At 46.8% G+C, this 12751-nt stretch carries 12 protein-coding genes; 5 read left to right on the forward strand and 7 right to left on the reverse strand.

All coding sequences use genetic code 11. The features are described 5' to 3' along the window. Positions 1 to 161: 161 nt before the first annotated feature. On the forward strand, positions 162 to 719 hold the full coding sequence (locus GK108_RS08235) for a hypothetical protein (protein WP_163945672.1): 558 nt from the start codon (positions 162 to 164) through the stop codon (positions 717 to 719). Between the two features lie 147 nt (positions 720 to 866). Here GK108_RS08235 and GK108_RS08240 read toward each other — a convergent pair whose 3' ends face one another. The 6 genes from GK108_RS08240 to lepA form a co-directional block, all read right to left on the reverse strand. Beyond that, positions 867 to 1943, reverse strand: coding sequence for an AI-2E family transporter (locus tag GK108_RS08240; protein WP_163945675.1), 1077 nt, complete (start codon positions 1941 to 1943; stop codon positions 867 to 869). A gap of 60 nt (positions 1944 to 2003) precedes the next feature. Continuing rightward, a complete protein-coding gene (locus tag GK108_RS08245; protein ID WP_163945678.1) occupies positions 2004 to 3386 on the reverse strand; it encodes an L-serine ammonia-lyase in 1383 nt (460 codons plus the stop codon). A gap of 49 nt (positions 3387 to 3435) precedes the next feature. Further along, positions 3436 to 4197 carry an oxygenase MpaB family protein gene (locus GK108_RS08250; RefSeq protein ID WP_163945681.1) on the reverse strand — a complete coding sequence of 254 codons (762 nt, stop codon included), beginning with the start codon at positions 4195 to 4197 and terminating at the stop codon, positions 3436 to 3438. Between the two features lie 26 nt (positions 4198 to 4223). After that, entirely contained in the window at positions 4224 to 4955 is a 732-nt protein-coding gene (locus GK108_RS08255) for an OmpA family protein (RefSeq protein ID WP_163945695.1), read from the reverse strand. Positions 4956 to 5088: 133 nt separating this feature from the next. Continuing rightward, positions 5089 to 5526: a nuclear transport factor 2 family protein gene (locus GK108_RS08260; RefSeq protein WP_394366273.1), complete on the reverse strand. Its 438-nt coding sequence runs from the start codon at positions 5524 to 5526 to the stop codon at positions 5089 to 5091. A gap of 145 nt (positions 5527 to 5671) precedes the next feature. Continuing rightward, the gene (gene lepA / locus GK108_RS08265; protein WP_163945698.1) at positions 5672 to 7459 is read right to left on the reverse strand and encodes a translation elongation factor 4; all 1788 of its coding nucleotides are present in this window, start codon (positions 7457 to 7459) and stop codon (positions 5672 to 5674) included. A gap of 556 nt (positions 7460 to 8015) precedes the next feature. Between lepA and GK108_RS08270 the strand changes: the two genes are divergently transcribed. The 4 genes from GK108_RS08270 to GK108_RS08285 all read left to right on the forward strand — a co-directional run bounded on the left by GK108_RS08270 (position 8016) and on the right by GK108_RS08285 (position 11130). Further along, positions 8016 to 8495, forward strand: coding sequence for an Lrp/AsnC ligand binding domain-containing protein (locus tag GK108_RS08270; protein WP_163945701.1), 480 nt, complete (start codon positions 8016 to 8018; stop codon positions 8493 to 8495). A gap of 101 nt (positions 8496 to 8596) precedes the next feature. Beyond that, the gene (hslV, locus tag GK108_RS08275; protein ID WP_163945704.1) at positions 8597 to 9136 is read left to right on the forward strand and encodes an ATP-dependent protease subunit HslV; all 540 of its coding nucleotides are present in this window, start codon (positions 8597 to 8599) and stop codon (positions 9134 to 9136) included. A 94-nt stretch (positions 9137 to 9230) separates the two neighbouring features. Then, entirely contained in the window at positions 9231 to 10712 is a 1482-nt protein-coding gene (locus tag GK108_RS08280) for a sensor histidine kinase (protein WP_246224755.1), read from the forward strand. Continuing rightward, a complete protein-coding gene (locus tag GK108_RS08285) occupies positions 10666 to 11130 on the forward strand; it encodes a response regulator (protein ID WP_163945707.1) in 465 nt (154 codons plus the stop codon). Before GK108_RS08280 ends, GK108_RS08285 begins: the two co-directional genes overlap by 47 nt. 53 nt (positions 11131 to 11183) lie before the next feature. Here GK108_RS08285 and dacB read toward each other — a convergent pair whose 3' ends face one another. Next, on the reverse strand, positions 11184 to 12719 hold the full coding sequence (dacB, locus tag GK108_RS08290; RefSeq protein WP_246224756.1) for a D-alanyl-D-alanine carboxypeptidase/D-alanyl-D-alanine endopeptidase: 1536 nt from the start codon (positions 12717 to 12719) through the stop codon (positions 11184 to 11186). Between the last annotated feature and the right edge of the window lie 32 nt (positions 12720 to 12751).

Raw genomic sequence — 12751 nt, forward strand, 5'->3', positions numbered from 1 at the left:
GCAATACGTGGTAAAAGCAAGGCTTGGGTAATTGGTTGCATTGACAACAATTACCCAAGCCTTGCTTTTTTATTGACTTGTGGTTGCGGAATGTTTTCAATTAACAGTATACGGGTAACTTTGCCATTGAGTTGTATTCGGATAAAAAAAGTATACATATTGTGAATAAGTCATCTTTGCTTCACAGATACTATTTCGTCGTCTTATTGGCTGGCTTGTCCGTAAATGTGTCTTGGGGGCAGATTGGTGCAAAAACGAAAGTTGATGACTGGAAAGCTGTTTCTGTGAATCAGCATTTGCGAGGGAAGTGGCTATTAGGCGCGGGGCCAACCTTCTTAGGCGTAACTGCCAAAGCAGGCCATTTTATTGCTAATCGTACCTGGTTGGGTGTAGAAGGTGAAAATCACAGTTTTTTTTCTGATCGGCAGGAAGCAGGTGTTTTTGCGCGCTATTATTTGTGGAACGGTGGCTTGCTGTCGGGATTCTCGGCAATAGGGGTTTCGTATGGGCGTTTTCAGGTGTGGGAGTGGGATTTTGACAACGAATATCCAAGTCCCCCTGTCTATTATTCCGCTAAATACAGTGTTGCAATTGGACTTGAATATGCTTTAGGACGACGTATATCCTTTGAAGGAGTTGGAAAACTAGGGAAGCTTACTGGTGCCGATTGGGTGCAACCAAGTCTTCAATGGTCGGTTAACCTGTATTTAGGGAAATAAAACGTATAGTTTGAACTCATACAGTACGAAACACTAATTACTACTGCTTCTATGAGTAGTAAAATACTAACATGAAAAAAACCAGCCTGCTACGTAGCGCAAATCTCTTTTGCGCTACGTAGCAGGCTGGTTTTTAATTGGAGAAAACTATCGCCTTATCGTTTGTTTCTCGGCTGCAGCTTCTACGCGTTGTTCGTCCTGAGCGACTTCTTCGCGCTGCTTTTTGTTCTCCCGTTCAAAAACCTGAATCAGGACAATGAAGTAGGAGAGTAGTAAAGGCCCAATTACTAACCCCAGTATTCCAAAAATTGGTACACCAAGTACAATACCGGTTAACGTAATAAGCGGGTGAATATCGCCCATACGTTTGGCGAGCATGATACGTAGTAGATTGTCGATATTGACAATCACAATAGCCCCAACCAGCAGTATTCCGATCGCGTCGCCCGTATCGCCCTGCGAGAGTTTTATTAAGCCGGCTGGCCCCCATACCAGCGGAGTACCCAGTAGGGGAATAAACGCCAGGAAGAAGCCGACCACGCCCCAGAAGGGCGCATCCGGTACGTTGAAAATCCACAGGGTTATACCCGTTAGAAGACCCTGAACAAAGGAAACCAGAGCTTGACCAAGCACATTGGCGTTAACATTGTTCTTCAACGATTCGCCTAACTGTCGCTGGGTATCCCGCTTAAAAGGTAGGTATTTTTGTAGGCCCTTCTGAAAATCTTCCTGCTGCACGAACATATAATACATCGTGAAGAACATAAGGCCCAGAATCACGATAAAGTCGAGTGTTCCACCCGCCAGAGACGGTAACAGTCGACTGGCATAGCCCCCTGCCTGCTGCGTGATGGTACGTATGTTTTGCTGACTGGTGATCTGGTAGCCAGTCATGTCTTCTGCCTTTTTTACCAGATTCAGAATTTCGTCGGTATGCTGACTATAGTACTGAATGCGTCCTACAAGCATCAGACTGAGTGTCAGAAACGGGAGAATAATAACGACCAGCGAAAACAGAATCAGCAAAGCAGCTACCAGCGTTTTGTTCCAGTTACGTTTAATGGTTAGTGCCGTAAACCACGGACGAAAAACGACGTATAGAATACCAGCACCCAGAAAAGCAGACGCATAGCCGCTTAGCCCAACAATGATAAAACCCGCAATGATGAGTATACTGGTTATCAGTAAGACGCGCTGCTGCTGTGGTGTATAAATAGTTGCCATGAGAATTTTTACTTAATAATGCACTGAGCATAAGAACACCGGAATGCAACAATTGTTTAGTTAGCATTCTGTTGCACTCAGCGCCAGCCCGGCCTCGGATGTTTCCTTATATTTTGTCGACATATCGCGGCCGGTAGCCTTCATCACTTTCACTACTGCATCAAGCGAAATCTTCTGTACGGAAGCCGCTCCGGAGGTGGCCAGCAAAAAGGCATTATAAGATTTCACGGCCCCCATAGCATTCCGTTCAATACATGGAATCTGAACGTAACCACCGATCGGATCGCAGGTCATGCCCAAGTGGTGTTCAATCGCTATTTCGGCGGCAGCTTCAATGGCGCTGATCGAGCCATTGGGCTGGGCACAACGGGTCAGGAAAGCGGCACCCATCGCCGAAGCGGTTCCCACTTCGCCCATGCAACCCATTTCGGCACCAGAAATACTGGCATTATGTTTTACCAGAAAGCCGATGGCGGCCGCGGCTAGCATACCGCCACGAAGAGTTAGCTTATCGTGGTGAAAATGATGTTTAGCTAAATACGTTAGACCCGGAATAACGCCCGAAGCCCCTGAGGTCGGTGCCGTAACGACAATGCCGCCCGCTGCGTTTTCTTCTGAGGCCGCCAGACAATACGCGTTTAGAAAGATCAGAAAGCTGTCTGACGATTGGCTCATGCCTTTCGCTTTTTGGTAGAGAATGGGGGCTTTTCGGGTCAGTTTAATGGAACCGGGTAATGTACCTTTATGACGAAGCCCCCGCCGAACAGCCTTGTGCATAAACTCAAGAATCTGATCGATACGCTGGTTGATATCGGCTCGGCTCCGGTTTGTGATGGCCATTTCATTACGTATCATCAACTCGTCGAGCGTCAGATTATTGGTTTTTAGCTGTTCTTTCAGTTCGGCCATTGAGCTATAGGGAAATGGTACGTCCTGATTATCGGACGCTACGTCGGGTTCGCCTTTTCGGATAATAAAACCACCGCCAACGGAATAGTATTCTTCTTCATACAGAACCTGTTCTCCCTGCCGGAGTTGAAGTACCATCGTGTTTGCATACGGTGAATCATACCGTTTTCGCTCAAAATGAATGTGTTGTGGTTCTAACTCCAGTGTTTTCTCGCCAACCGGTATGGGGTAAGAAACCGACGAATCACGTAGTAAATCGAGGAGAGCGTCAGGATCTGTCGTTTCAGGTTGCCAGCCCAACAAACCGGCTACTATAGCGCGGTCGGTACCATGACCTTTGCCAGTAGCGCTCAATGAGCCATAAAGGAGTACATGAACGGCATCTGCCTGTTGCTGAATGGACGGTTCTAAGCTGGAAAGTCGTTGCCGAAAGTCGAAGGCAGCTTTCATCGGTCCAATGGTATGTGAACTCGATGGGCCCGGCCCGACTTTAAATAAATCAAAAACAGATGTCGTAATCGGTTGATTAGTCATGATGATGAGTGCTGAAAAACAATGATACGTATCGGTAACGCATCGTAAATCAGTGCTTTATATCTAAATTCCTAATTTGGGTTAAGTATTCGGTTGGTAATAAGGCTCGTTGTACCATTGATCGTAAGCCAAGTCTATTCAGAATTTTATACAAGCTGAACGAACCCGTAAACCAAGGTTTTTGGGGTAGATTTAATAGCCTGTTAACCTGTTCTGGCACCAAAATAGCCTGTACGCTCCTGAGTAAATTATAGCGCCAGTTACCGAGTTGCTCGCGATACCGCCGAAACAATTTATGCGTGAATTCGCTTTGTGCCAAATCCTGGTCGAGGTGGGCCTTCCGGTCGATGGCCCAGTCGGCGTAGTTGGTGGGCAAATCTGGTACGTTCATGCCAGCGCCGACTGCACGAAATGTCTGGAATAATTCGGTACGTTCGGCGTCGGTAAGTGGGCGGTGGAGCGTTTGGTAGGCGCGTTCTGAATAGTCGATCAGCATATAGAGCACATCGCGATAGGCCCAGTCGGGAATCTGATAGCCTCTCTTTTTTTCGACACCGCCGTGGATGGCGCTCATGCGGGCAATGGCCTGACGAGCCTGTTGCTCGGGGGCAAAAACGATCTCTTGGGCGTAACGTACCGTCGAGAATAAACGGCCAATGGGATCGGCTGGTAGCTTTCCCGTAAAAAAAAGCCAGTCTACGGCTTTGTTCAGCGCAAATTCAGCGGCCGAGCCCGCAAAAACCAATAAGATTACATCGGCATCTCCCCAGATTCGGCGAACTATAGAGTCTGGTTTAACAAAAAAAGCCATCGGTACATTGTTCGTTATGTCAGCTATTATAACGCTAAAACAACGAATTCGACACGACGATTCTTTCGTTTATTGTCTTCGGAGTCATTAGGCGCGGCCGGACGTGTGTCGCCATATCCGCTGGCCCGCAGTCGATTTTCGGCAATACCCTGCCGGGTGAGATAACCGCGAATTACTTTAGCCCGGTTTTCGGACAGCGATAAGTTAAGTCGACGGTCGCCGACATTATCGGTATGGCCCGCAATTTCAATAACCAGCGAGGGGGTTGTTGTCAGCGTTTTGACCAGCTTGTTGAGCTGAGGAAAAGACTCCGGGCGAAGAACATAGCTGCTTTGATCGAAGTAGACATTGTCGAGCCGGAAGGACTGGTTAACCTGTAGATTTCTGAAAATACTATCGGCTTTAGGGTCTTCTTTTTCCAGCAATACCGTGTACCCATAGTCGGGGCAGGTGTCACAGGTGACAACCATCACTTCTTCGGCTTCGTAATAACCTGACACTTGGGTGACGATGGTTAACGTATCAGTGCGGTTTAGGATAAATACGTATGGCTGCCCCGGTGTGCTTTTCCCTTCGAATGTTTTACGAGCCTGATGCGCTTTTACCGTAAATTTTGCGGGTAGCTCTGCGGCTGTTTTTTCATCGGCGGCATTGATCGAGAATACGGTTTTCTGCGCTTTTATTGGCGTGACCCGTAGTTGGCTGTGGGCAGGGATCACAAAACCCAGAAAAAGAATAATAACGGTTAGAATACGCATTGCAGTACGATCGTGGGGCTGATTACTTTACCGCAAATTGAATGCCGAATTGCTTTCTTATTGGCTACTAGCGGTTAAACAACCGAATAAAGGATTCATCCGAATTCGATGTTTAACCGCTAGTAGACTTTACTTATAGTTTCACCGCCTGGCGAGCCAGGAGTTTCCAGTCTCCTTTTTGTTTGACCCATACGAGCAAAACCGATATTTTAACCTGGCCGGGCTTACCCTGATTATTGGTCTCGGCCGAAAAGTTGTGTCTGACAAGCGCCGTATTGTCGACGATTGAAATCGTTTGGTTCGTTAATTCGATGGTTTTAAAGTCTGATTCGCCACTGAGCAGGGCTTCCATAAAGGCCGCTTTATCCTCAATTTTGCCACTAGAGTGCCCATAGCTCAGTTTATCCGATGCAATGGCGGAAAGACCAGCCTTGTCGGGGTCGATCATCAGCTTCCGGAGTTTTTCGACTGCCTGGTTAACAGCCTGTTCCTGGTTCTGAGCAAAACAGGTAGCGGTGATCAGTGTGAAAAGGGAAACAACTACAAAGGTCAGTCTCTTAAGGTACATCATGCTGCTTTTAGGGTTTTAGGCTACGTTCTGCTTGTCAGAATAGTAAGTATTAGTGGCTTTTAAAGGCAGATGAAGAATAATGTTACTTGCAAGCGGTATCGAGTAAAAGCAAAAAAGCCAGCCCTGGTGGGAGCTGGCTTTCGGGTTAGTTTATTTTTAGAACGGCCATAAAGGCTTCCTGAGGAATTTCGACATTACCGACCTGTCTCATCCGTTTCTTCCCTTTTTTCTGCTTTTCAAGCAGTTTTCGTTTCCGCGAAATATCACCACCATAACACTTGGCCAATACGTCCTTACGTAGCGCACTGAGCGTTTCGCGGGCAATAATTTTCTGGCCGATGGCTGCCTGAATGGCAATTTCGAATTGCTGCCGAGGAATTAATTCCTTGAGCTTTTCACACAGTTTTTTACCCCACTCGTATGACTTCGACCGGTGAACAATGGCGGAGAGCGCATCGACTTTGTCGCCATTAAGCATTACGTCCAGTTTTACCATGTCCGACTCCCGGTTGTCTATAAACTCATAGTCGAGGGAGGCATAACCACGGGAGATCGTCTTGAGTTTATCGAAAAAGTCGAATACGACTTCGGCTAGCGGCATTTCGAATTGAAGTTCAACCCGTTCGGATGTTAGATAAACCTGGTTTTTCAGGATACTTCGTTTATCCATACAGAGGCTCATGATACCACCGACATATTCCGATTTCGTGATGATCTGCGCCCGGATGAAGGGTTCTTCAATATAATCGATCAGATTTGGTTCGGGCATTTCTGCCGGAGCCGATACCTGTATTTCCTCGCCTTTCGTGGTGGCTACTTCGAACCGTACCGATGGTACTGTCGTAATGACAGTCATGTCAAATTCGCGCTCCAGGCGCTCCTGCACAATTTCCATGTGAAGCATGCCCAGGAATCCGCAACGAAATCCAAAGCCCAAAGCGGCCGATGTTTCGGGTTCCCATACGAGAGCAGCATCGTTGAGCTGGAGCTTTTCCATCGCATCGCGAAGGTCTTCGAATTCGCTGGTCTCTACTGGATAAATACCGGCAAACACCATTGGTTTTACTTCAGAAAACCCCTGGATGGCTGCCTTAGCTGGGTTGTCGATCGTTGTAACGGTATCGCCAACCTTTACTTCTTTAGCAACTTTAATACCCGAAATAAGATATCCTACGTCACCACATTCGATTGCATCTTTAGGAACCTGGTCTAAGCCGAGCGTTCCTACTTCATCGGCAAAATATTCTTTCCCAGTGTTCATGAACTTTACCTTATCGCCCTTGCGAATGCGGCCGTTCTTAACGCGAAAAATAACCTCGATGCCCCGGTATGAATTGAAGTGTGAATCGAAGATCAATGCCTGCAACGGGCCTGATGGATCACCTTGAGGTGCTGGAATCCGCTCAACAATGGCGGCCAGGATTTCAGGAACGCCAATACCCTCTTTCCCCGATGCCGGAATAATGTCATCACGGTCGCAGGCAAGAAGGTCTACCATTTCATCCTTTATCTCTTCAGGTCGGGCGCCGGGCAGGTCGATCTTGTTCAGGACGGGGATGATGACCAGATCGTTGTTCAGGGCGAGATACAGATTCGAAATCGTTTGTGCCTCCGTCCCCTGTGAGGCATCTACCAGCAGCAATGCGCCTTCGCAGGCGGCAATCGACCGCGACACCTCATACGAAAAGTCAACGTGTCCTGGCGTATCGATCAGGTTTAGCGTGTAAAGCTCGCCTTTGTGCATGTATTCCATCTGGATGGCGTGGCTCTTAATGGTAATACCACGTTCACGCTCCAGATCCATATCGTCGAGCAATTGGGCCTGCATATCGCGGGCACCTACGGTCTTGGTGAACTCTAATAATCGGTCGGCCAGAGTGCTTTTACCGTGGTCGATGTGAGCAATAATGCAAAAATTACGGATATGCTTCACGTAGGTGAATTGCTATTTAGAGATTATGCTTGATGTTTATGGTTTTTGGCTCAAAGTAAGTCGGCGTTAGTTGCTCAGTAAACCAACCTGCTGAAATAATAAACCAGACAATAACCCACAAACGAATTTACCGGCAAAAATACGCATAAAAAAACAAACGCCGGACTCATCTTGGAGCCGGCGTGTTCAATTACACTTCATCAACAAACTAAAAACCAAATGCTGTAGGAGGGGGACTCGAACCGCCCACGGTGCAGTTAGCCACAATACAACTCTGGTGGTCAACCCCAGTCGCCCTTGCGGGCGGCATTATACTGCGTTTATCCTTTATCACCACCCCCGAGACAGGAGGGCACGTCTGCCAATTTCGACATCCTACAGTGTGAGGAAAAAAACATCAAGAAGATCGGCGTGTGACCCCGCTCGATCAACTTGACAATGCAAATATAATAAGTCGATCTTGTTGATTGCAAATTTCATATAAAAATTTCAAAAAATTTACAATCTCTTCAAAATAGAGCTATTTTTGTTGATAAACGTCAAAGACAAACTAAGAATGAGCGAGAAAAATTTAGAAATTGATAATACTGATCTGAAAATTTTAAGCTTATTGATGCAGGATGCCAATATGCCCTATACAGAAATCGGTAAACGAATCTTTGTTTCGGGGGGGACAGTGCATGTGCGGATGAACAAAATGAAACAGATGGGCGTGGTACGCGGCTCTCAACTGGTCATTGATCATACAAAGCTAGGTTGGGATATTAGCGCGTACCTGGGAATATATTTGGATAAAAGTTCGCTGTACGGAGAAGTTTCAGAACAGTTGGAAAAAATTCCGGAGGTGGTGAACGTCCATTACACAACGGGTATTTATAGCATCTTCGCAAAAATTGTTTGTCGCGATACTCAACATTTGCGGGAGGTTCTGCACGATAAAATCCAGAAAGTTTCGGGTATTCAACGTACTGAAACATTCATATCGCTGGAAGAAAGCATCAGTCGCTCAATACCGTTTGCCGAGGTAAAAGAATAGCGGATCTGATCAGCTGTTGGAAAGACAGTCCACTATAAAGTGCAGGGTCATGAACCACAAATGACTTTTTGTACGTTATAAAAACCACTAACTTAAAGTTCATGCAACCGAAAATTCATGCTACTACGGTCGTTGGCATTCGCCACAATGGTCAGGTAGCACTTGGCGCCGACGGACAGGCGACGATGGGTAATACTATTGCCAAAAGTAATGTTCGTAAAGTACGCGTTTTAATGGGAGGGAAGATTCTGGCGGGTTTTGCGGGGTCTACTGCTGATGCGTTTACATTGATCGAGCGGTTTGAAGAAAAATTAAATGCGTATGGTGGCAACCTGAAGCGGGCTGCTATCGAATTAGCGAAAGATTGGCGAACCGATCGTTATCTGAGTAAATTGGAAGCCATGCTTATTGTGGCCTCCAAAGATGATTTACTGATTGTATCCGGTACGGGTGATGTTCTTGAACCCGACAGTGAGATTGCCGCTATTGGCTCGGGTGGAGTTTACGCCCAATCGGCTGCCATTGCCCTTAAAAAGCACGCTTCAACGCTATCGGCTGAAGAAATGGTCCGCGAAAGTTTACATATTGCGGCCGATGTGTGCATCTATACAAACCATAATCTGGTGGTTGAAACCTTGTAAGCAACTAATCTTTCCTGAATGGTGTGGATAACCGATCGGAAAGATAGGTTTGCTTGTTTCTTTTTATATTTGTGACAATCGATTTCCTGGCGTTATGAAGTTTATAAACCAGTCTGCTCCGAAGATTATGAACCGACGTATTGCGTTGGGTTTCTTTGTCGCCATGGTTCTTATTGCGTCAGGTTTTACGCTTTCCTTTTATAGCTATAATCAGTACGGGGAAGATACCGAGCGTGTCAGACATACATACGAGGTGGTTGGCTCTCTGGAAAATATTCTTTCGCTGGTGAAAGATGTCGAAACCGGATCAAGAGGTTATATTATCACCCACGATTCCGTTTATCTGGAACCCTATCAAACTGCTATTGCTCTTTTGCCCGGTCGATTAAGCCAGCTGCACACATTGATGGGTGAAAATGCACTGCAGATTCGACGGATACAAACCCTTGACTCACTGGTAGGTGCCAAGCTGGAGATCGCTCAGATGCGGGTTAAAACCCTTTCTACTGATAAGATCTCGGAGCGGAAGCTGAGTGGCGAGGGAAGGAAACGGATGGAAGCATTACGTCGGCATATTTCCGTGATGGTTGATACCGAACGAACACTCATGGAAATACGGAACAGGCAGGCTGCCCGGTCGTTTCGTAATACGCTGATCATTATTTTTTCTTTATCGCTGCTTACATTTTTGGCACTGGTAATTTCCTATCGTTTGCACGAACAGGAACTGGCTCGGCGGCAGCGAAATGAAGACCAGCTTCGGGCCTACGAAGCCAGATTAAAAGAACAAATTCGTCAGTTGGAAGCCTCTAATGAAGAACTGGAACGATTTGCGTTTGTGGCCAGTCATGACTTGCAGGAGCCACTTCGTAAAATCCAGTCCTTTGCGAATTTAATTACCGATCGCTATGGCAATTTGTTTGATGGCGATAGCCTGATGTTCATGGACAAAATTGTTCATTCGGCGGAGCGAATGTCAAAACTAATTAAAGATCTGTTAAATTTTTCCCGGATCTCAAGCCATCAGGAGATATTCAGACCTGTAGCGCTGGGCACTATCATTCAACGGATTTTAGATGATCAGGAGCTACGTATCAAAGGGTTGGATGTGGATGTGGAAATTGGAGAGTTGCCCGTCCTTGATGCCATAAGTAGTCAGATGGATCATTTATTTGCCAATCTGATCTCAAATGCATTGAAGTTTACAAAACCCGATGTAAAACCACTGTTGCGGATTCAATCCAGACCCGTTGACGGCGCCGATTATCCTGAATTAATTTCTGGTCGACGATACTTTGAGATTGTGGTTGAGGATAATGGAATTGGTTTTGATGAGAAGTATTTAGAGCATATTTTTAAAGTTTTTCAACGATTACACGGTAAGAGTGAATTTGAAGGCACAGGAATCGGTTTAGCGATCTGTAAACGCGTAACCGTTTCTCATCACGGTTACATTACGGCCCGTAGCCAACCTGGACAAGGAACCACATTTATTGTGATTCTGCCCGAAAGCCAATCACTACAAGATTATGATCGATCAAACCCAACCGAGACCTATTCATATTCTGCTAGTTGACGATGATGAGGACGATCGTTACCTCACTCGCGAAGCATTTCATCAACATTATCCGGCCAGTCGTATTTCATTCGCAGAAGATGGAGAGGACCTGCTCGATTTTCTGAACTATCAGGGACGATATACAGGAGCTGCTCATACGTTGCCAGAGTTAATACTGCTCGACCTGAATATGCCGCGCAAGGATGGACGTGAAGCATTGCGGGAAATCAAAGCCAGTGAACAGCTGCGGCATATTCCGATCGTAGTCCTGACAACGTCCGATGCCAAAGAGGATATCGAAACATCGTACTTCAATGGAGCCAATAGCTTTATTACGAAACCTCCCACCTTTCAGCGGCTTAGTGAGGTTACGCAGGCTATTGGACAATACTGGTTTAACGTAGTAACGGTGTGTGACCACGAGTCCGAAGTATAGTTGTTTTAAACGTGATTTGGCATACCAACTGCCAAATCACGTTTACCGGGTTCTTATTTGCCGCGTAAGCCAACCAGGCCAACAAAAATCTTTTCCAGTTCAGCGGTTACGGTGCGGTTTTGGCCAGGCGTAAATTTATTGACCAGAACACAGAAGCTCATCCGTTCGCCATCGGTAGCGGTAAAGTAACCGGCATAGGCTCGTACCCCTTCAATCGACCCGCTTTTCGCTCTGATGTTTCCGGCTGCGGCTGTTCCGCGAGCCAGCGTTCTTACCGTTCCTGTCTGCCCGACAATAGGAATGGTTTCGTAAAATTGCGGAAAGGCTTTCTCGCGGCTGGCGGCCGTTAAAATGCCGGTCATGTTATCGGCGGTGAGAGCCCCAACTGTCGATAAACCACTTCCGTCGCGAATACGAAAGCCGTCCAGATTCACTCCCTTATTTCGCCAGAAGGTAGACAACACATCGATACTGGCTTCTGTAGTACGTACTGTTTTATCCAGTGAAAGCGCCGTAGTACGTAGCAGGGCTTCTGCATATAGATTAATGCTTTGAAAATTTGTCTGTTGAGCCAGCTCCACCAATGTAGGGGAGCGATGCTGATTTAACTGGATACGTTTACCGCTGGTTAGTACAGTGGTGGGGAGCCCACCACCAACCGACACGGGCGGACCACTAATACGAATGCTATCCTGCCGAAGCTGTTCGCTCAAGGCGAATGCTGCGAAATAGGCTGGGTCTGGAAGAGCACCTTTCACGCTAAACTCATTAGCGGGTTCTCCGATGGGTACTTTTCCGGTTAGCCATTGCTGATTGATGAAAGGAGCGCCATAAATGTTAACCTGATCGCCGGTATTAGCCGCATCGGTCACTACGTTATTGTAGAAGTTTACGTAAGGAATTGTCGGGTCGGTACGTAGTACGCTGGCAGGAACATTGACCGCTTTGCCAGTCTTGAAAAAAACGCGATACAAATTCTCATTAATATTGAGCGCGCTTAAGCTAGCGCCATAATAATTGCCCAGATCACCAAAGGGCCACGTGCCGGGTGTTGTTAGTTGAGGGTACAGGCTGGCATCACCTACAATAGTCCCCTGGATTTGGCGAATACCAGCAGTTCTGATGGCTGTCGACCAATAGCTTAACAGATTGCTTAAATCATAATAATTAGGGAAGCGCCAAGTTCCCAGCGAAGGATCGCCCGATCCACGTATGTAAATATTACCTGTTAAAATACTGTCTTTAATGATGCCATCATACTCCAGGGTTGTTGTATATGTGTAAGAAGGTCCAAGAACCGATAGGGCCGTGGCCGTTGTTATTAATTTTAGGGTTGAAGCCGAAGGAAGGCTTTGATGCGCATTATAACCAATAATCTCAGCCCCGTCGCTGACCCGGCGAACTGATAGGGCAACCGTACCAAAACGGGCGGCTGGTCCTGATTGAAATGCCTCAACGCGAGCGAGTAAGCGCTGGATGGCTAAGGAATCGGAGGAGTCTGACTGCTGGATAGTTGGCCGGCATAAACCAGCCTGGTACGACAATACGTGAAGAAGTGAAAGGAATAAATAGCCGAATAAACGAGGCATGAAGTGCATCTGGAGACGGTTAGGCGATTCGA

Source organism: Spirosoma terrae, from assembly GCF_010435915.1.
Lineage (GTDB): Bacteria > Bacteroidota > Bacteroidia > Cytophagales > Spirosomataceae > Spirosoma > Spirosoma terrae.